This window comes from Paraburkholderia sp. BL6665CI2N2 (assembly GCF_004366535.1).
GTDB lineage: Bacteria > Pseudomonadota > Gammaproteobacteria > Burkholderiales > Burkholderiaceae > Paraburkholderia.
This window is the reverse complement of sequence record NZ_SORC01000003.1, coordinates 67,285-86,926: the sequence shown is the minus strand read 5'-3', so window position 1 is coordinate 86,926 and position 19,642 is coordinate 67,285. Positions and strand designations below refer to the sequence as shown.

Here is a 19,642-nt window from a genome sequence, read left to right as displayed (position 1 = left end):
GCGCGCGGCACGCGACGAAGTCGTCGCGATGCTCGAACGCATGGACCTCGGCGCATCGCTGAACAAGCATCCGCAGCAGCTCTCGGGCGGCATGTAGCGACGGCTCGCGATCGCGCAGGCGCTGATGATGAAGCCGCGCGTGCTCCTGCTCGACGAACTGTTTGGCACATTCGACCCCGGCATCCGCCGCGACATGCACGTGTTGCTTTCCGAGCTGTGACGCGAATCCGGGGTGACGATTTTCATGGTCACGCACGACCTGAAAGAAGGCTATACGCTCAGCAGCCGCGTGCTCGTTTTCGACACGGTCCGCATCCACCCGCAGGCATTGGGCGCATACGGCGCACGTATCACTTACGACGTTCCGCTCGACCGCGCGCGCCTTGGCGTCGGCGGTCCATATCGCCCGGGACGCCGTGCAGGGCGTGTTTCCTATCAAACTGGTTTGCGACTAAGGGAAAGCTCAGGCTTATGACAGTACTACTTGAAGAAATTATCCCCGGCGGCGGCCATGCGTCGCTGATCGTCAAGCGGGGACAGTCGCTGCGCCTGACCGATCTGCGTGGCGACGCGAACGTCAGCGTGATGATGGTCAACGCCGCGGAAAAGAGCGAGCGACTCAACTTTCCCGATTCGCTCAAGTGTCAGCACACCGCGAAGTTCACTGCCGGGCATTGCCTCTATTCCGACATGGGCCGCGTGCTCGCCGCGATCGTCGCGGATACGTGCGGCTGGCACGACAGCATCGGAGGAGTAACGAATGCGCAGGAAGTCGTCGAACGATATGGCGCGGGCCGCTATCAGGAATTGCGCAACGCGTTCCATCGCAACGGCACGGACAACCTGCTCGTCGAGATGAGCAAGTGGGGACTCGATGTCTCCGACCTGATGATGACCCTCAACCTCTTCAGCCGCATAGACGTGACCGATGAAGGCGCGCTCGCCTTCGTACCCGGCAATTCGAAGGCGGGCGACTCCGTCGAACTGTATGCGCCGATGAACACGCTCGTCTTTCTGACCGCGATCCAGCATCCGCTCGACCCGAACACAGAATACGCGCCCACGCCGGTGAAGCTCGAACTGAGCCAGTCGCATCCCGAAGTGGCCGAAATCTGCCGTACCGCCTGCGAAGAAAACGTGCGCGGCTCCATCAACACTGAACGATTCTTCCTTTGAGCGCAACCGGAGACACCCAAGACATGACCAGCACGCTCACCGTCAGCGACAAGCGTCTCGACCACGCAGCCTACCGCGAAGCGCTCGCGGCAGGCGAACCGTGGCTGCACGAGGTCAAGGCCGGACAGACACTTCGCATCGTCGATCTGGAAGGTAACCAGGCCGTCGATACGCTCTTTTACAGTCTCGACAATCCACGGGAGCGCTTCGATCCGCAACGCACCCTGCGCCGCCAGAAGAGCCTCTATCTGACGACGGGTTCGGTGCTGTATTCGAACCTCGGCAATCCGATGCTGACCATCGTCGCCGATACGTGCGGCCGTCACGACACCCTCGGCGGTGCCTGCGCGCAGGAGAGCAACACGGTGCGCTACGCACTCGAGAAGCGCTACATGCATAGCTGCCGCGACAACTTCTTGCGCATGCGCGCACGATGACCGCCTCAACAAGCGAGACATCGGCGCCAACGTCAACTTCTTCATGAACGTGCCGGTGACGGCCGAAGGCGGTCTCACGTTCGAAGACGGCATTTCCGCGCCGGGCAAATATGTCGAACTGCGCGCGGAGATGGATGTGATCGTGCTGATTTCGAACTGCCCGCAACTGAACAATCCGTGCAACGCCTACAACCCGACGCCTGCGGAGCTGATCATCTGGAACTGAAGGAACTGAAGCGCGTTCGCCACTCTGGGTCCATCGCGTCATGCTGGTTCGCTCGGGCCGTCTCTGCACGTGTGCGCGCGATCAGTTGCTCAAGGCTTGCCGCTGAACGACGGTGAACTCGCGGTCGACAGCGAAATCGCCGGCAGCCTCTGGCAGGTGAAAGTCGCAACGGGCGACACGGTTGTGGCAGGCGATGTGCTGCTCGTCATCGAGTCGATGAAGATGGAAATCTCCGTGTGCGCGCCCTGTGCCGGAACTGTGACTGCGGTTCACGTCGCGACCTGGGTCGCTGGTACGCGCGGGGCAGCGCGTCGCGGTCATCCGGCGTCAATGAAGAACATCGATAACATTACTCAACGGACCATCATGTCGTCATTCGATCTGCGTCTCTCGACGCTTCGCCGCGCGTATCGCGAAGGCGCGCTCACGCCGCGCAAGCTCGTCACCGAACTGCGTGCGAAAGCGGCTGCGCTTAATCCCGAGTTCAACCTCTTCAACGGTCTTCTGACGGAAGAGGAACTCGCGCCTTTCCTGACGCGGCTTGAAGAGCACGACGCCGCGAGCCTGCCGCTCTACGGAATTCCGTTCGCGATCAAGGACAATATCGATCTCGCGGGCATCGAAACGACGGCCGCGTGCCCCGCCTTTGCGTACACGCCAAACGAATCGGCGACGCTCGTCGCGCAGCTGATCGCGCTCGGCGCGATCCCGCTCGGCAAGACCAACCTCGACCAGTTTGCGACCGGCCTCAACGGCACACGTTTGCCCTACGGCAAGTGCCGCAGCAGCGTGCATCCCGACTATCCGTCGGGCGGATCGAGCGCGGGTTCGTCGCTGGCCGTCGCGCTCGGCGTCGCCACGTTCGCGCTCGGCACCGATACGGCCGGTTCGGGACGCGTGCCCGCCGCGCTGAACAATCTCGTCGGACTGAAGCCGAGCAAAGGCTTGCTGTCGACGGCTGGAGTCGTGCCTGCGTGCCGCACGCTCGACTGCATCACATTCTTCACGGCGACAGCGGCGGAAGCCAGCGAACTGCTTGCGCTGACCGCCCATGCCGATCCGCGCGACGCGTACAGCCGCACGAATCCGCAATGGAACGACGCACGCGCGTTTGGCACGCCCAGCGTGTTCCGCTTCGGCGTGCCTGCGCAACTCGAATTCGCGGGATGCACGGAAAGCCCCGCGTTGTTCGCGCAGGCGCGCGCGATGCTCGAAGCGGCGGGAGGCGAAGCGGTCGAGATCGATTTCGGGCCGTTCGTCGAAGCGGCCCAACTGCTCTATCAAGGCCCCTGGGTCGCGGAACGCTACAGCGTGACCGGCGAACTGATCACGACGCAACCAGACGCCGTGCTGCCCGTCATTCGTGATGTACTTGCGAAAGCGCCGGGCGCCACTGCCGTCGAACTCTTCCGCGCGCAGTACCGGCTACAGGATTTGAAGGCCGTGTGCGATGCCGTGCTCGACACGCTGGACTTCGTGCTCACGCCGACGTATCCGCGCCCGGTCACGCTCGCAGAACTCGAACGCGATCCGATCGGTCCGAACTCACTGCTCGGCTACTACACGAACTTCATGAACCTGCTCGACTATGCAGCGGTCGCCGTGCCGACGCGCTTCATGAACAACGGGCTGCCGTGGGGCGTCACGGTGTTCGGCCGCGCGTTCACCGATCAGTATCTGCTCGGCGTCGCGGACCTGTTTCAGCGCACGAGCGGCATCAAATGCGTGGGAGCCAATGCCGTTGATGCAGGCCCGCCGGGCGTCGCCAGCCACGATCGCATGTCAGTCGTGGTCTGCGGCGCGCATATGCAAGGCCTGCCGTTGAATCGCGATCTCGTTTCCCGAGGCGCGAAACTCGTGCGTGCGACCCGCACCGCGTCGACGTATCGATTGTGCGCACTGCCCGCCTCCGCAGACGGAAAGCGTCGCCCCGGCATGTGGCGCGCCGAGGAAAACGGCGTCGGCATCGCCGTGGAGGTCTGGGAAATGCCTTCTGCGGAATTCGGCTCGCTTATCGCAAGGGTGCCGTCACCGCTCGCGTTGGGTAAAGTCGAACTGGCGGACGGTTCGTGGCAAACAGGGTTCCTCTGCGAGCCGTATGGAGTGGCATTGGGCGAGGACATTTCGAAATTCGGCGGATGGCGTGCGTGGCTGGCCCAGCCCATAGGTGTCTGATTCATCCGCGCCACGGCATATAGACGTGAGCAATCACATCGAGGTCACAGCCGGGTCGGTCGCTCATGACCACTTGTACGCCACGACGCTTCACTGCCGCTCGATACTTGTCGGTATCAATGTCTCTTAGCGAGGTGCAACGGTCATGCCTTCTGGCATATCGGTTCCGCAGTCCGCTGCAGCGTAGTTGCCTCCGTCGGGCGCTGCCACATTGCCGAGGTGCTCGCGTAAGATGGCCCGATGATGAAATCGAAATACCTCTATCACGGTCACCGCTTTCCGGCTGCAGTCATCAGTTGCGCGGTGCGTTGACATTTTCGCTTTCAACTGAGCCTGCGCGACATTCAAGAGTCGTTGTTCGAACGCGGCGTGGTGGTGAGCCATGAAATCGTGCGACGCTGGTGCGATAAGTTTGGCGCTCGCTTCGCGCATCGCGTCAAGGCCGCGCGTCGCAAGCCCGGCAGCACCTGGCATCTCGATGAGATGTTCGTGACGCTGCGCGGTGAGCCTCATCTGCTGTGGCGAGCGGTTGACGGGCATGGTGCCGAACTCGATATTCTGTTGCAGAAGCGGCGGGACAAAGCCGCTGCGAAACGCTTCTTCAAGCACGTGCTTCGGTCATGCCCCGTGCCGCGCAAGATCGTCACAGATCAATTACGAAGCTATCCGGCCGCGAACGCCGAGATCCCCGAGTTGGCCGGCGTCAAACAAGTGTTCGTCAAGGCTGCTGCATGGGTGAATAACCGGGCTGAGAATAGTCATCAACCTACCCGTGAACGCGAACGGCGCATGCGCGGGTTCCGCGACCCGAAGCGAACGCAAGCTTTTCTGTCGAGCTTCGGTCTGATTCGGCAGCACCTTGCTCTCAAACGGCATCTGTTGCGCGCCTCTCTTTATCGCAAACAACTCGCCGCCCGATTCGCTGCGTGGCATGCATTCACCGAGCTCAGCCAAAATCCGTCGACCGCCTTCTGAGTAATCTACCTCTTTGGCACTGCGCCGTCTCACCACCGCCAAGTTGACAGCGCCCTGCCGATTCCTCGCTGGGCAGTCCCTCTGCAATTGCTTTCCAGAACCTTTGCAGGTTCTGCTTCTGATTGACGCCTGGGCGCCCAATGGAGCCTACCAATGGGCGGACTCCCCGGCGGCATCGCCCGTGTTTCCTTGCCATTTCACCCTCCTTCGATTTCGGGGGTGTTGCGACAACCGGTTGAATCCGCCCAGCAGGCTTTTGTCACTGTGATGCCTTGCCCGATCAGGAGCGTCGGAACCCGGTTGGCAAAGCCGTAGTAGCCGATCGCCTGGCAGAAATTGAACGCCACAACGAGCCTCAGTGCATTTCCACAATAGTCCTTACGCTGACGGACACGTTCTGAATGTCCTAGCCGCGGCGCAGACGGCGGACGTCGGACGATTGCGCGTGCACAAAACGGTCGCCGTTCGCACGGCTCCTCGCCGGGGGAAGGGTTTTACTGACCGGGCGTGAGCACCGGGTAAACGCTGAACTATTTATGCAGAAAAATGCTTGTCCATGTTCGATTAGATGCAATATGATGCATAAAGCCCAATTCGCAGCGGCGCAATTCGAGCGCCTGAGCCGGCACCTCCTCCGATTCGGGCAAGAGGAACAGTGAGGCTTCGGCCATGCTTAATTCGTAGTACGAAACGTGAAATAATTGTCGATCGTCGGACAACGCATGACCAATCGGAGAATCAAATGAGAGCCGGAAGCAGCGGAGCAAAGAGGAATGTCTGGTCTGTCGTCTGTCTGGTGTTTGGCATCGCTTTCGCGGCGTTCGTTACTGGATGCGGTGGGCACGACGACTCGCTGCAAACCACGCAGACTGCACTCCTGAGCTGCGATGACAGCATGAAAACCGCATTCAAACCGGACGCAAACACCACGGTGGTTTTTGTCAAGCAGTTCAAGGCGGGCGATTCGTACGCGCTCGCGAACACGCCGGCGTCGCCCGCTCCGCCGGTTGCGGCGACCGATGTGTGTCTGGTCAAGCTGGTTGTCGGTCCCGGTAACCCGGGGCCTACCGGCGCGCCGTCTACCTCTACCGGTATCGGCATCGAGGTCTGGCTGCCGACGGCTTCGGCATGGAACAGCATCATTCGGGCGACCGGCAGCGGCGGCTGGGCCGGCGGTGCACACTCCGATCCGACCCAGGTCGCAACAAAAGCGCTCTATCTGGCGGCGGTCAACAAGGGATATGTGGTCAGCGCCTCGGATCACGGCCACGTCCTCCTGAATAACGGGTCATTTGCAATGAACCCGGATGGGTCTATCAACACCGTTTTGTGGCAGGACTTCGCTGAGCGGAGCATGCACGAAATGGCGGTGAAGACCAAGGCGCTGGCCAGGGCGTACTACGGTCGCTCGCAGACTTACGCCTATTGGGACGGGTTTTCCACGGGAGGACGTCAGGGCTTCAAGATCGCCCAGAAGTACCCGACGGATTTCGACGGTATCCTCGCCGGTTCGCCGGCTTTCAACTGGAGCAAGTTCATTACCGCAGAGCTCTATCCGCAGATCGCCATGCAACAGGCGCTCGGCGGCCCGGTTTCATCCGCCAAGCTTGCTTTGGTTAGCGGCGCCGCGGTCAAGTCGTGCGATACCGTTGGATTAGGCTATCTGCTCAATCCCATGCAATGCAGATACGACCCAACCAAGGATGCAAACGTACTGTGCGCCGGGACAGCGGGGAATGGGGTCGTCGGAACGAGCAGCAACGCGGCATGCCTAACGGCTGTGGAAGCCCGCCTCGTCAATCAGATCTGGTACGGGCAGACGACCGATGGCAGCGTGCCCGACCCGGCGGTCGATAACGGCAACGCGGCCTCTCTCGCATCTAACCAGCTTTGGTACGGACTGACACGCGGCACGAGCCTTTCGTTGTCGCTTGCAGGCAGCACACCTTTCAGTATCGCGACCGATCAGGTCGCGCTGGAGTTGCAAAACCCTGCCTACGCACAGGGTACCTTCGTCAATGCAACTGGTAATGGCGCGAACAGGTGGAAGCAACTGGGATATAGCGACCTTGCCAATGCCTACGCGCAGGGTGTTGCGCTTCAGGCATCGTTTAGCAACATCAATACCGACGATCCGGATCTCAGCGCGTTCCGGGCAGCCGGCGGCAAGATTCTGACTTATCATGGGCTCGCCGACGACAAGATTTTCCCGGAAGGGTCAATCAACTACTTCGAGCGCGTCACCAACCAGATGGGAGGGGATTCGACCGTGCAGACGTTCTATCGTCTCTTCCTGATTCCGGGTCTCGCACACGACAGTAGTTTTGCAACTAGCGCTTCGATCGACCCGGGTACCAATGCACAGATCAGTACCGCGAAAATTCCGCTGCCACAGCCGGCAGCGGGCCGTGACGAGATGTTCCAGGCGCTGCGTGACTGGGTTGAAAAAGGACGGGCGCCGTCCCAGATCCCGGTGAGTTCGGCCGACAGCAGTGCATCGAGGCCGCTTTGCCTGTTCCCGCAGACGGTGCAATACGTCGGGGGTGCCCTCACGGCATCAACCAGTTACTCCTGTCACTGAAAGCTGGTGAGTGATGGCCACAGACTCTCTGACCAATCCGCGTCAGAGGCACCGTTGTCTTTGCAAGAGGGATCTCGTGGTAGTTGGCTAGGGTGGTGCGCAAGCGCGACATTTTCCGACGGGCAACGCAAACGTCTGGTTTGGGCTTGATCAGGAACAATCGCGGACGGTCGCGCCCTCGCACTGGATTTCGGTAAGCGATGATTTCCGCACACCGAATAAGGAATCGTTCGCAATCGGCGGGCGGGCGTGGCCGCATCGCGACGGTTGAGATCAACCGGCGATGTCTGCGTCAGGGTGGTGAGCATGCGCGTCGGTCAGCGTGCTGACGCGCATTCAGTTTGTCAGTCGGACTGCGCCTTTTCCCGCTGTTGTTGGGCGTAGCGGAACGGCAGCAAATCAGTCACGTCAGCATCCGGTGCGCGCTGCGGCATTTCGGTGAATATGTGCATCAGATAGTCGTATGGATCGACATCACAGGCTCTGCAAGTCAACATCAGCTGTACACGGTAGCGCTTGCCTTCGCACCATCCTCAGTATCACTGAATAACCAGTTTTTTCGAGCTATGGCCATTGCCCGTTCATTCTGCCCATATCGGGCAGGAAATTGAAGTTCATTATCGTTGGCATCCACTGTATGGTCGCCGCGTCAAGGTCCGGGACATCGAGCAGCGCGGCGGCGGTCGCGTAGTTCACATCGAGGCCGACCCGGGTGTAGTGCGAGTAGTAGCGGAGTGGATGCTGGATGCGGCCGTGTGCTCTGCCATGGCGCCTGGTGAACCCAAGGTCACTGTAGCGGCATTGCGCACGCTGCATCAGTTGCTTGCTGATCAGCGTTTGCGAGGAAACTCCCAGGACGGTTCCAACATCGTCCGGAGAAACGCAATGGGCAAGGTTCCAAACGCCGTTCCAGCAGGTCTGCGATCGTTCCAGTTGATACCGCGTCAGATGAACATGACGTTCGACACCCTCGAACTCCAGGGGATGAACTCGGCGCAGCGCGCAAGGGCAATCACCTATCTGGCGAGCCTGCTGATGCAGGCAGCCGGCGTCGCAACGCCAAAGGAGCATAACGATGATGAACGTTGATCGTTTGCCTGAACTCCTTCTTAAACGCAAAGCGGAGGTCTATGTCCGGCAGTCGACGCAGACTCAGGTACAGACGAACCTCGAAAGCCGGCGTCGTCAATACGACCTCGTGGATGAAGCAAAGCGGCGGGGATTTCGCGACATTGAGCTTATCGATGACGATATGGGCCGTTCTGCCAGTGGCGCGGTCGCCCGACCAGGTTTCGAGCGTATCGTGGCTTTACTGTGTGCTGGTGAAGTCGGAGCAGTCCTTTGTATGGATGCCTCACGTCTTGCGCGTAACGGGCGCGACTGGCACCATCTTCTTGAACTGTGCGGGCTTGTCGAGGCGAGGGTAATCGATCTGCATCGCCAGTTCTTGTCGCGCCGGATCGAGCCGCTTCTTGCGGCCGCCTTTATGGCCGCGTGCGCGGGCCGCCGACAGGCCGGCGCGGGTGCGCTCGCGGACCAGGTTGCGCTCGAACTCGGCCAGGGCGCCGAACAGGTGAAACACCAGCCGACCGCCGATCGTCGCGGTGTCAATGTTTTCCTGCAAGCTATGTAATCGGACGCCGGCGACCTCCAACCGCTCGACCAGGTAGATCAGGTCCTTCAACGAACGCCCTAGCCGGTCCAGCCGCCATATCACGACCGTGTCGCCGGAGCGCAACGCGGCGAGCAACGCTGTCAACCCGGTGCGTTCGGCTTTCGCCCCGCTTGCGGTGTCATGAAGACGCGTTCACACCCGGCCTTGGCCAACGCATCGCGTTGCAGATCGAGATGCTGGTCATCCGTTGAGACGCGGGCGTATCCGATCAACATACGATTTCCAGTTTGTCCACCGGAAATTCAGTATAGTCGGACATTGAAAAATGGAAGCTGATACTGGATGCCTTTTATGCCGCTTCCGGAGATCTCCCGGTCACGACTGGTCGGCATCCAACAAACGATCGTTTCCTGGATTAATGGGGGCTTCGTTATAGGCAGGAGTTCGAGCGTCAATTTGTGGCGCTCCCACCATCCTCAACAGCGAGCCAGCATGTCCGTCTCGATTGCCCAGCACAAAGCCGTACCGCTACGCAGCATCACCCATTCTGTTCGCCATGTTCTGCTTCGCGCTCGTAGACGCCCTCGCGAAGTTCGTTGCCCTGCAGTATCCCGCCAACGAGATCACTTTCTTCCGGATGCTGTTTGGTCTGGCGCCCGCGTTCGCGATGTGCATGCGCGGAAGACCATTACGCGAGCGGCTCAGGACCTTGGACATACGGACGCAGACGCTACGCGCGCTCACGTTGCTGGCAGCCCTCGGGCTGTTCTTTGCGGGATTGCCGTACGTGCCGTTAAGCGAGGCTGTTGCCATCGTCTACGCAGAGACGCTTTTTGTCATCGTCCTTGCCCCACTAATTCTCAACGAGGCGCTGCGAGGGCGCGATGCAGCGGCGGCCGCACTCGGTTTTGTCGGCGTGCTCCTGATCGTGCGGCCGAGCAGCGATCAGTCGGCCTGGTACGGTCCGCTGCTACTTATACTGAGCGCGATTTTCGGGGCGTTGTCGATTATTCAGATCAAGCGATTCCGGCCGACGGACGATTCGAGCGCCGCCGTGTTGTACTTCACGATCATCGGCGCACTCGTGAGCGGGATTTCGCTGCTCTTCGCGTGGCGAACACCAACGGCCGGAGCACTGGCGGTGATGGTGCTGCTGGGCATACTGGCCAGCGCCGGTCAGCTGCTGATGACGATGGCGTTCAGGCAGGCCAACGCCAGCGCGCTTGCACCGTATAACTACACGAGCATCGTCTGGGCGACGATCTTCGGTTACGTTGTCTGGGGCGAAACCGTAGGCCTTGTATCGTCGGCAGGAATTGCACTGATAGTCGGAAGCTCGATTTCGGTCGCCATTCGCCGCAAACAAGCCGAAGGACCACTTGTTTGAGCTTGGATCGGCCCGTACAAGCGGCAGGAGGACGGCGTTTTTGGGCGTCCGCTCCAGCTCAATGTAAGCGGCGGCTGCAGGGCCGACCCGAGACGGTCGAGTTGGGCGGTTGACGCCGTACCCTCGCTAGCGCAGCTGTCGAATTCTGAGGTAACACCTTATTGTGCCGCCAGCGGCGGGGCTGCCGATCTGAATTCCGTCAGTTGCAGATAATGTGAGCAAGCGGCGATGGAATGCAAGCACAGTTGCAGATAATCCGAGCACGCGCATTCCGTCAGTTGCAGTTAATCCGAGCAGGAAACTGCGTCGATTTCAAGCACGGCCCGTTTCAAATGCAAGCCGCTACAATTACAGGCCACTGCAATACTGGGCGTATTCAGCAATCTTTAGTAATCTTCAGCGATCACACGTCGCGCGCTCGACCGATTCCTGTCCCAGTTGAGCGAGCGCGCTACATCCCAGCAAGCGCAGCGTGATATGCATCTCCTGCATCATCAACGCCAGTACTTCCTTGACGCCGACCCCGCCGCGCGACGCCAGACCGTAAAGCGGCGCACGTCCGAGCAAGACTCCGCGAGCGCCCAGCGAGACGGCTTTCAACGCGTCGCTGCCGCGCCGCACGCCGCCGTCTACAAAAATGTCGAGACGGTTCTCGGTGGCGTCGGCGGTCGCCGGCAACAGTTCCAGCGGCGCGAACGTGCTGCCCAATTGCCTTCCTCCGTGATTCGACAGCACAATTCCATCCGCTCCATGGGCGAGCGCCAGCAACGCGTCGTCGCGACTCAGGATGCCTTTCACGATCAGCTTGCCGCTCCAGTGCCGCCGGACCCATTCGAGATCCGCCCAGCCGAGCGTCAAGTCCATCTGCCGGCTGAGCATGGCGGCGTGACGTGACAGGTCGGCCCGCTCGCCAACGCTGCGCGCGATGTTCTTCAATTGCGGCGACCCGTGGCGCGCCATTTGCCAGCACCATTGCGGATGGAGGATGCAATCAGCGATGAGCCGGGGCGACAGTCGCAGAGGCAGCGCGAAACCGTTGCGGGTGTCGTGATCGCGTTTGCCATGGACCGGCACATCGACTGTCAGGACGAGCGTGGAAAAACCGGCCGCGCTCGCACGCCGCATCAGGTCCTCGGCGATACCGCGGTCTTGCTGCACATAGAGTTGCATCCACAGGTCACCGTGCGGCGCCGCGGCGCGCACGTCTTCGAGCAGGGAGGTGGAAGCGGTCGACAGCACGAAGGGTAAGCCCGCTTCGCCCGCGGCCTGCGCGAGCAACTCGTCGGCACGTGGCCAGAACAAGCCATTCAAACCGGTCGGTCCAACGATCAACGGGGCGGCCGCCTCACGTCCAAAAAATTCTGTCGCGCTCGAGCACTGCGACACATCGGTTAGCACACGCGGCTTGAAGAGCCATTCGCGGTAAGCCTGCACATTGCGCCGCAAGGCATCGCCGTCTTCGGCGCCGCCGTCGAGATAGTCGAAGGCGAACCGAGGCAGACGTTTCCGGGCGGCGATCCGATAATCAGCGACGCATGAAAGCATGAAGGCTCCGCGGATTTCAAATTTGCTGATGTTGCCCCATTCAATCGCATTACAATCGCGATAACTGCTATTCGATCTTTCCCGAGACCGCGATACGACCATGTCAGAACACGCCAGAAGTACCGGCCGCAAGATCAAGGCGGCCGAACCGGAGACACCGCGCTCGTCGCTATTTGTTGGTTCGACTGCGAAAGCGTTTCAGGTATTGCATGCATTCGACGGTCCGAACCGTCACATGACGCTAGTCGATATCGCGAGGACGTCCGGCCTCGATCGCAGCGCGACACAGCGCCTCGTGCATACGCTGGAAGTGCTCGGTTATCTGTATCGCGTTCCGGACACGCGCAGCTACGGCCTCACGACGAAAGTGCTGCAGTTCTCCTACAACTACGTGCGCGCCAACGAGCTGATCGACAAGGCTTCGCCGTATCTGCTCGACATCAGCCGGCGCCTCGGCGAGACGACCAATCTGCTGGAGCTCGACGGGCACGAGATCGTATTCGTCGCGCGGTTTCCAGGCCAGCATCTGGTGAATATCGACATCGTGGTCGGCGCGCGTTTGCCGGCCATGTTCACCGCAGCCGGCATCGCGATCCTCTCGCGTCTGTCCGACGAACGCGTGCGCGAGATCCTCGCGCAAACGCGCCTCGATCCGCTCACGCACTACACCGAAACCGATCCCGACAAACTGCTCGAGCGGGTGCGCAAAGTCGCCCGGCGCGGCTACGCGGTGATCGAAAACGAAACCGTGCTCGGCGATATTTCCGTTGCCGCGCCGGTGACGGATCACGGTGGCATGGGCGTTGCCGCAATCAATATCTCGGTGCCGACGTCGCGCTGGTCGCGTGAGAAAGTGGAGGCCGAGCTCGCGCAGCACGTGCAGGTGGCCGCGACGTCGATTTCGAAGTCGCGGCTCTCCGGCTATCAGCGCTGAGCGCTTATTCAGCGCTTAGCGCCGGCGCTCGAATGCGTCGAGCTGTTTTTCCAGTTCGACCCGCAGGTTCGCGGACAAGTCGGGCGCCGCTTGAACCAGCGGCGCGAGCATCGTCGGCGCATGCACGCCGATCAGATCCATCACTGATTTCATCGGACCCGGATTGGTTTCGGCAAACGCCATGTTCATCAATGGAATCAGCGAACGGTGCAAGGCTAGCGACTCCTGTGTCTTGCCCTCGGCGGCGAGCCGGTAGATGGCTTGCCACGCGCTAGGCAGCAGGCTTGCGGTCACCACGATACCGCCGCGTGCGCCGGCTGCCACATGCAGCGGAAACAGTGTGTCTTCGCCGCTCAATACGGAGAACGATTCATCGACGCCGGCGACGGTGCGCAGGAAGTGCCACATATCCGTATTGCACGCCTTCATGCCGATGATCCGCTCGTGCTTCGACAGTTCGTGCAGCACTTCAGGCGCGATCGAAATGCGTGTGCGATACGGGATCTCGTAGATCAGGATCGGCAGCGGCGATTCGTCGGCATAGCGCAGAAAGTAATCGCGAATGCCGCCCTGGGTCGGATTCGTGTAATAGGGCGTCAGCACCAGCAAGCCGTCTGCGCCAGCCGCGGCGAATTCTTTGCCGGCCTGCATCGCGTCGTGATATCCCGGGTCGAGTACACCCGCGATCACCGGAATGCGTCCCGCCGCTTCTTCGGCGGCAATGCCCGCCATGCGGATACGTTCGGCACGCGCTAGCGCGCCGTATTCGCCCGTGCCGCCGAGCGGCACGATACCGTCCACGCCCTGCTTGAGCAGATAACGCAACAAGGTGCGGGCAGCAGCGCTGTCGATGGTGTCGTCGGCGTTGACTGGTGTCGGAATAGCCGGCAGGACGCCGCGCAATTGTTGTGCTGAAAGCATAAGAAGTCTCTGTGAATGAGGTTCAGGCAGCGAGGCTGCGGCGGCGCAAACGGTCCGCGACCCAGATGAGCGCGGCGATAAATATAAAGAGGCAAGTCGAGACTGCAGCAATCACCGGTGAGATCTGCATCGTGATCTCGTCCCAGAACTGTTTGGGCAAGGTTGTGCTCAGGCCGCCGGAGGTGAAAAGGGCGATGGTCAGTTCATCGAACGAGGTGGCGAACGCGAACAGGAACGACGACATCAAACCCGCGCCCAGAATCGGAAACGTGACGCGGCGCAAGGTGGCCAACGGACGCGCGCCCAGGCTCTGGGCGGCGAGATCGAGGCGGGTGTCGTAGTTGCGCAGCACGGCCATCATCGTGATCACGACGTAGGGCACCGCGACCGTAGTGTGAGCAAGCACGAGGCCGAGTGCCGAGCCGACCAGTCCGATCTTCGCGAAGAAATAGAAGATGCCGACCGCGATGATCATCCGCGGGACGACGATCGGCGACAGCACGAACGCCAGCATGGCCGCCTTGCCGCGCATGCCGCCGCGCACCAGCAGGAAGGCGGCGGGCGTGCCGATCAGCATCGACAGCAAACCGGTGCCAACGCCCACCAGCATCGAACGCGTGATGGCCTGCATCCACAGCGGCGAATCGGTGATCTGCCGATACCATTGCAGCGAAAATCCGTGCGGTGGCCACGCCAGCCCGGAAGCCGAATCGAATGACAGCGGGATCATCAGGAACGCGGGGGCGCTGAGAAACACCAGCAGCAGAAACACGATCACGCGCAGCGTCCGGCTTTCGCCGCCGCCGGACACGTTGTGTTTGCGGCCCTTGCGCGAGCGCGGCAGGACGGCGAGCAACGCATCCGTCGCGTTGCCGAGCGCGGTCAGAATCAGGTCGCCGAGCTTGCGGCTCCAGCCGTTCGCACGCGAGCCTTTCGCGGTCGCGCTTTCGCCCGCCATGGTCGAGAGGCCGACCATGCGGTCGTACACCAGGAAGACGACCAGCACGACCGCGAGCAGCAACACCGAAATCGCGCCGGCAAAACCCCAGTTCAACGCCTGCATCACCTGATCGATGATCAGTTGCGTGATCATCGTCTGGTGACGGCCACCAAGCAGCGTGGGCGTGATGAAGAAGCCGATCGCCGTGACGAACACCATCAACGCGCCGGCCGCGACGCCCGGCAACGACAGCGGGAAATACACTTTCCAGAACACGGTGCCGGGCCGCGCGCCGAGCGTGGCCGCCGCGCTCGGCAGCCGGCGGTCGATGTTCTCCATGACCGACAGCATGGTTAGCACCGCGAGCGGCATCAGCGCATGCACCATGCCGACGATCACGCTCGCGAAGTGATAGAGCAGGCTCAACGGCTCGTCAATGATGCCGAGCTTAAGCAGGAGTTGATTGATAACGCCGTTGCGCCCGAGCAGCACGACCCACGCAAACGTACGCACGAGGAAGCTGGTCCAGAACGACAGCAACACCCAGAACAGCAGGCGGTTCTTGCGTTCACGCGTCGCCGACGAAATCAGATACGCGATCGGATAGCCGGCGAGCACCGAGAAGAACGTGGTCCATAACGACACCTTCAGCGTGATCAGCAGCACCTCGACATACACGGACGACGCGAACAGCCGCTTGTATTCGATCAGCGTGAAGCCCGTGTCGTTGTGAATGCTCAGCAGCAGTAGTTGGCCGACCGGATAGACCAGCATCACGAGCAGCAGCACCACGAGCGGTGCGCCTTTCGCGCCGGGCCGCAGCCACGCGCGCCAGGCAGCCCGGCGCGGTGCGGGCCGGATGGGTTGCGCCGGTCCTGCAGGTTGCGAAGGGCGGGCGCTCAGGGCGGAATGATTCATCGCTTACCCCGCAATCGCAACAGCGTCGCTGGCAAGCCACGACAGACCGAGCGTCTGTCCAACTTCGTACTGACTGCCGAAACGGTTAGTGGGGAAAGCGGCGACGAGCGGCGCGGCATCGGCGGTATGCGGCTGAAGATAGAGCTTCGTCATGCTGCCCGTCACCATGATGTCGGTGAGTTTCGCCGACAGGCTGCCGCCACTGCCCGTGCCCAGGTTCGCCCCTTCATGCACGCGGAGGTTTTGCGGACGCAGCATCAGCTTGACCGGCTTGCCGTTGCCGATCACCGGGTCGTAGGCCATCGCCTCGCCTTTCGCGACGCCTTGCAGGCTAATCTGCACCTGATCGCCGACACGGCCCGTGACGATCGCGTCGAGCAGATTCGATTCACCGAGAAAGTCGGCGACAAACACGCTGTTGGGCCGGAAATACAGGTCGGCCGGCGTGCCGAGTTGCGCGATCGAACCCGCGTTCATCAGACAGATGCGGTCCGACATGGTCATCGCCTCTTCCTGATCGTGCGTCACGTAGACGATCGTCGTGCCGAGTTCGCGATGGATGCGCTTGATTTCGAGCTGCATGTGATCGCGCAGCTTCTTGTCGAGCGCGCCGAGCGGTTCGTCCATCAGAATGATCGAGGGCCGGTAGACCATGCAGCGCGCGAGCGCGATCCGCTGCTGCTGTCCACCGGAAAGCTCGCGCGGGTAGCGCTGCGCCACGTGGGGCAGATGCACCATCTCCAGCGCCTGCATCACCTTATCCTGCGTGGCCTTCGCATCGGTCTTGCGCATCTGCAGCGGAAACGCAATGTTCTGCGCGACCGTCATATGCGGAAACAGCGCATAGTTCTGAAACACCATGCCGATGTCGCGTTCATACGGCGCGCCATACGTCACGTCCACGCCGTTGATGCGAATCTGTCCTTCGTCGGGCAACGCGAGGCCTGCGATCAGGCTGAGCAGGGTGGTCTTGCCGGAGCCGCTCGGCCCGAGCAAGGTCAGAAATTCGCCTTCGGCGACGGCGAGACTGGTCGGCGCGAGCGCGACGAAATCGCCGTAGCGTTTGCTGAGTCCCGTGATCTGGAGATTCGATGCAGGCATGGAAGCGGCCTCCGTGAAAGGGTAACAGGGCGCAGCAATGCGCTTACGTCAGGATCCAGCGATTGAACCGTTCGAGCGCGACGCTCTGGTTTTCCTGCCAGTACTTCGCATCGATATGCAGACCGTTGGTCATGTTCTGCGGATACGTGGGGCAGTTTTTCGCGATCTCCGGCTTGACGAAGTTAAATGCTTCGGGTTGCGTAAGACCTGCCGGGAAATACTCGACCAGCGCGGCCTGGCGTTTCGGATCGGCGGCGAATTTGATGAATTCGCGGCACGCATTGGCGTTCGGCGTGCCCTTCAGAATCGACCAGTTGTCGACACCCCAGATGTTCTGGTTCCAGACAATGCCGACCGGCGCGCCGTTGGCGATCGCCGATTGCGCGCGCGACACCCACGTGCTGATCATGTCCACTTCGCCGGAACCCAGCATCTGTTCGACCTGGGCACCCGTGGTCCACCATACGTCGACATGCTTTGCGATTTTGGAGAGACTCGTGAAGCCACGGTCCAGATTGCACGGATAGACCTGACTGGTCGGCACGCCGTCGGCCATCAAGGCCTGCTCCATTGTGTCGAACGGATACTTGCGCAGTCCGCGGCGGCCCGGAAAGTCTTTCACGTTCCACATGTCAGCCCATGAACTCGGCGCCTTGCGGCCCTTGAACGCGTCGGTGCGGTAGGCGAGCACGGTAGTGTAGACGTTGGTGCCCACGCCGTACGGCGACATGTATTGTTTTGGAATCTTCGCGACCACCGGATCGGATTCCAGCCCGTGTTTTTCGAGGTATTCCTTGCCGCCGCCAGTCAGCAGAAGAATCGCCGGCTGGCTGATCTTCGCCATGTCCCAGGTGTAGCTGCCGGTGTCGACCATGCTCTTGATCAGCGCAGTCGGCTCGGCGTTCGCCTGCACACCGACAACCTCAATACCGGTTTTCTCAGTGAACGGGCGGTAGAACACTGCGCCGTATGCCTTCGTGTAAATGCCCCCGTCGTCGCGAATCACGATCCGTTTGTTCGCCGCGCGCGACGGTGTCCAGACAAACGGAAAGGCGACCGCCGCCGTGCCCGCCAGTGCCGCCTTGATGGCCGTGCGGCGGCCGGGTTGTTGAATCTGATCGCGTGTGGGCTGCTTTTTCATGACGACTCCAGGGAAAGTGGCAAGCGTGGATTGCGAAGGGTCAGGCCGCGCGAGCGGCGCAGTGGGGCACAGGGCTGGGCGTCATGGCAGCAGACGGCCGGGATTGAACAACTGGTGCGGATCGAGCGCCTGCTTCACCGCACGCATCAAGGTCAGTTCGACAGCGGATTTATAGTGGGCCATCTCACTGAGTCCGGCCTGACCGACGCCGTGTTCGGCGCTGAACGTGCCATGCAATCTGTGCGCGACGTCGTTGACGCAGCGGCGCATCGCGGTCGCCATTGCCGCGGAGTCCGGCAGTTCGCGCCACACGTCGAAGGTGAAGAACGGAATGAAATGCGCGTTGCCGTCACCGAGGTGGGCGACGACCAGAATGTCGAGACCGGGAACGATCGCATGCACCGCGCGCGTGGCCTGCTCGATGAAGGCGGGCACTGCAGAAACGGGTACCGCGCAATCGGTGGTCAGGCCCACGCCGCCTTTCTTGTTCGCCTCGGACACGCTGTGGCGTATCTCCCAGAGCGCGGCGCGCTGCATGTTGTTGCTCGCAACGATGGCGTCGACGACGAGGCCGGCGTCCGCCGCCTGTTCGAGCGTGTTCTGCAACAGTTCCGTCATTTCTTCGCCGCCGCGCGTGTCGGCGAGTTCGACCAGCACGTGCCAGTCGTGCAGTTCGCTCAGCGGATTGCGTCGCCCGGGTACATGTTCGGTCACGAGTTCGAGCTGGCGGCGGTTGATCATCTCAAATGCGCTGAGCCGCGAACCGCAGGCGCTTTGAAACATCCCGAGAATGCGCAGCGCAGCGGATGGATCGACGGGCGCGAACCATGCGAGCGCGTGATGCGTGGGCAGCGGATGCAGCTTCAACGTGGCCGCCGTGATGATGCCGAGCGTGCCTTCCGTGCCGATGAACAGGTGTTTCAGATCGAGGCCGGTGTTGTCTTTGCGCAGTGCGCGCAGGCCATTCCAGATCGTGCCGTCGGCGAGCACCACTTCGAGGCCGAGGACGTTGTCGCGTGTATTGCCGTAGCGCAGCACACCAGTGCCGCCCGCATTAGTCGACAGATTGCCGCCGATCTGGCATGAGCCTTCGGCGCCGAGGCTCACCGGGTAGAGGCGTTGTTCGGCAGCGGCGGCATCCTGCACGGTCTTCAGCACGCAACCGGCTTCGACTTCCATTGAACCGTTGGCTGCGTCGATCGAGCGGATCCGCCGCATCCTCGACAGGTTGACAATGACCGGCCGGGCGCCTTCGCTCGCGGGCACCGCGCCGCCGCACAGGCTGGTGTTGCCGCCCTGCGGCAGGACCGGCACGCCGTGCGCCGCACACAGGCGAACCACTGCGGACACCTGCGCCGCCGTGGACGGCAGCGCGACACAAAGCGCCAGCGCTTTGTAACGGCCGCGCCAGTCTTCGGTGAACCCGGCGAGATCGGCGTCGGCGCTCAGGATCGCATCGGCTCCGAGTTCGGTTTCTAGAAGGGCTAACAAGGGCGCAACAGAGTTCATTACCGGGTTCCTTGATCGAGCTGCGGCTTCGACGCGTTTGGCTTCGATGAGAGCGGATGGG

The 19,642-nt window shown here is 61.5% G+C and carries 13 protein-coding genes and 6 pseudogenes; 10 read left to right on the top strand and 9 right to left on the bottom strand.

Going from position 1 to position 19,642, the window contains the following annotated elements:
* Nucleotide 1: 1 nt before the first annotated feature.
* The 5 genes and pseudogenes from B0G81_RS45260 to B0G81_RS41830 all read left to right on the top strand — a co-directional run.
* Nucleotides 2–455: pseudogene (locus B0G81_RS45260) on the top strand (ATP-binding cassette domain-containing protein); the annotation flags it as partial.
* 16 nt (nt 456–471) lie between these two features.
* On the top strand, nt 472–1,176 hold the full coding sequence (locus B0G81_RS41845; RefSeq protein WP_134143945.1) for an urea amidolyase associated protein UAAP1: 705 nt from the start codon (nt 472–474) through the stop codon (nt 1,174–1,176).
* Nucleotides 1,177–1,199: 23 nt separating this feature from the next.
* Nucleotides 1,200–1,839: pseudogene (locus B0G81_RS41840) on the top strand (urea amidolyase associated protein UAAP2).
* Between the two features lie 96 nt (nt 1,840–1,935).
* Nucleotides 1,936–4,014, top strand: coding sequence for an allophanate hydrolase (gene atzF, locus B0G81_RS41835; RefSeq protein ID WP_134143944.1), 2,079 nt, complete (start codon nt 1,936–1,938; stop codon nt 4,012–4,014).
* A gap of 243 nt (nt 4,015–4,257) precedes the next feature.
* Nucleotides 4,258–4,989, top strand: a pseudogene (locus B0G81_RS41830) (IS6 family transposase).
* Between the two features lie 197 nt (nt 4,990–5,186).
* Here the strand turns inward: B0G81_RS41830 and B0G81_RS44075 are convergent.
* Nucleotides 5,187–5,336, bottom strand: coding sequence for a hypothetical protein (locus B0G81_RS44075; RefSeq protein WP_166679209.1), 150 nt, complete (start codon nt 5,334–5,336; stop codon nt 5,187–5,189).
* A 308-nt stretch (nt 5,337–5,644) separates the two neighbouring features.
* On the opposite strand from B0G81_RS44075, the gene B0G81_RS41825 reads away from it, so the two are divergent.
* Entirely contained in the window at nt 5,645–7,570 is a 1,926-nt protein-coding gene (locus tag B0G81_RS41825) for a tannase/feruloyl esterase family alpha/beta hydrolase (protein ID WP_243856917.1), read from the top strand.
* Between the two features lie 344 nt (nt 7,571–7,914).
* On the opposite strand, the pseudogene B0G81_RS41820 reads toward B0G81_RS41825, so the two are convergent.
* Nucleotides 7,915–8,132, bottom strand: a pseudogene (locus B0G81_RS41820) (transposase domain-containing protein); the annotation flags it as partial.
* A gap of 11 nt (nt 8,133–8,143) precedes the next feature.
* Here B0G81_RS41820 and B0G81_RS45255 point away from each other — a divergent pair.
* Together B0G81_RS45255 and B0G81_RS41810 are read left to right on the top strand one after the other, a co-directional pair.
* Entirely contained in the window at nt 8,144–8,659 is a 516-nt protein-coding gene (locus B0G81_RS45255) for a hypothetical protein (protein ID WP_243856916.1), read from the top strand.
* Nucleotides 8,646–8,951 (top strand): annotated as a pseudogene (locus tag B0G81_RS41810) (recombinase family protein); the annotation flags it as partial. The gene B0G81_RS45255 and the pseudogene B0G81_RS41810, both read left to right, overlap by 14 nt.
* A gap of 90 nt (nt 8,952–9,041) precedes the next feature.
* Here the strand turns inward: B0G81_RS41810 and B0G81_RS41805 are convergent.
* A pseudogene (locus B0G81_RS41805) lies at nt 9,042–9,460 on the bottom strand (recombinase family protein); the annotation flags it as partial.
* A gap of 281 nt (nt 9,461–9,741) precedes the next feature.
* On the opposite strand from B0G81_RS41805, the gene B0G81_RS41800 reads away from it, so the two are divergent.
* The gene (locus B0G81_RS41800; RefSeq protein ID WP_134143943.1) at nt 9,742–10,572 is read left to right on the top strand and encodes a DMT family transporter; all 831 of its coding nucleotides are present in this window, start codon (nt 9,742–9,744) and stop codon (nt 10,570–10,572) included.
* Between the two features lie 396 nt (nt 10,573–10,968).
* Here B0G81_RS41800 and B0G81_RS41795 read toward each other — a convergent pair whose 3' ends face one another.
* The gene (locus B0G81_RS41795) at nt 10,969–12,117 is read right to left on the bottom strand and encodes an alpha-hydroxy acid oxidase (protein ID WP_134143942.1); all 1,149 of its coding nucleotides are present in this window, start codon (nt 12,115–12,117) and stop codon (nt 10,969–10,971) included.
* Between the two features lie 100 nt (nt 12,118–12,217).
* Here B0G81_RS41795 and B0G81_RS41790 point away from each other — a divergent pair, with 100 nt between their 5' ends.
* Nucleotides 12,218–13,051: an IclR family transcriptional regulator C-terminal domain-containing protein gene (locus B0G81_RS41790; RefSeq protein WP_134143941.1), complete on the top strand. Its 834-nt coding sequence runs from the start codon at nt 12,218–12,220 to the stop codon at nt 13,049–13,051.
* Nucleotides 13,052–13,066: 15 nt separating this feature from the next.
* Here the strand turns inward: B0G81_RS41790 and dapA are convergent, their stop codons facing one another.
* From dapA to B0G81_RS41765, 5 genes are all read right to left on the bottom strand, one after another.
* Entirely contained in the window at nt 13,067–13,972 is a 906-nt protein-coding gene (dapA, locus tag B0G81_RS41785; RefSeq protein WP_134143940.1) for a 4-hydroxy-tetrahydrodipicolinate synthase, read from the bottom strand.
* 22 nt (nt 13,973–13,994) lie between these two features.
* Nucleotides 13,995–15,686, bottom strand: coding sequence for an ABC transporter permease subunit (locus B0G81_RS41780; RefSeq protein WP_243856946.1), 1,692 nt, complete (start codon nt 15,684–15,686; stop codon nt 13,995–13,997).
* 147 nt (nt 15,687–15,833) lie between these two features.
* Entirely contained in the window at nt 15,834–16,931 is a 1,098-nt protein-coding gene (locus B0G81_RS41775; RefSeq protein ID WP_134143938.1) for an ABC transporter ATP-binding protein, read from the bottom strand.
* 43 nt (nt 16,932–16,974) lie between these two features.
* Nucleotides 16,975–18,072 (bottom strand): ABC transporter substrate-binding protein, encoded by a 1,098-nt coding sequence (locus tag B0G81_RS41770; RefSeq protein ID WP_134143937.1) that lies wholly within the window; start codon nt 18,070–18,072, stop codon nt 16,975–16,977.
* Between the two features lie 81 nt (nt 18,073–18,153).
* Nucleotides 18,154–19,581, bottom strand: coding sequence for an FAD-binding oxidoreductase (locus B0G81_RS41765; RefSeq protein WP_134143936.1), 1,428 nt, complete (start codon nt 19,579–19,581; stop codon nt 18,154–18,156).
* Between the last annotated feature and the right edge of the window lie 61 nt (nt 19,582–19,642).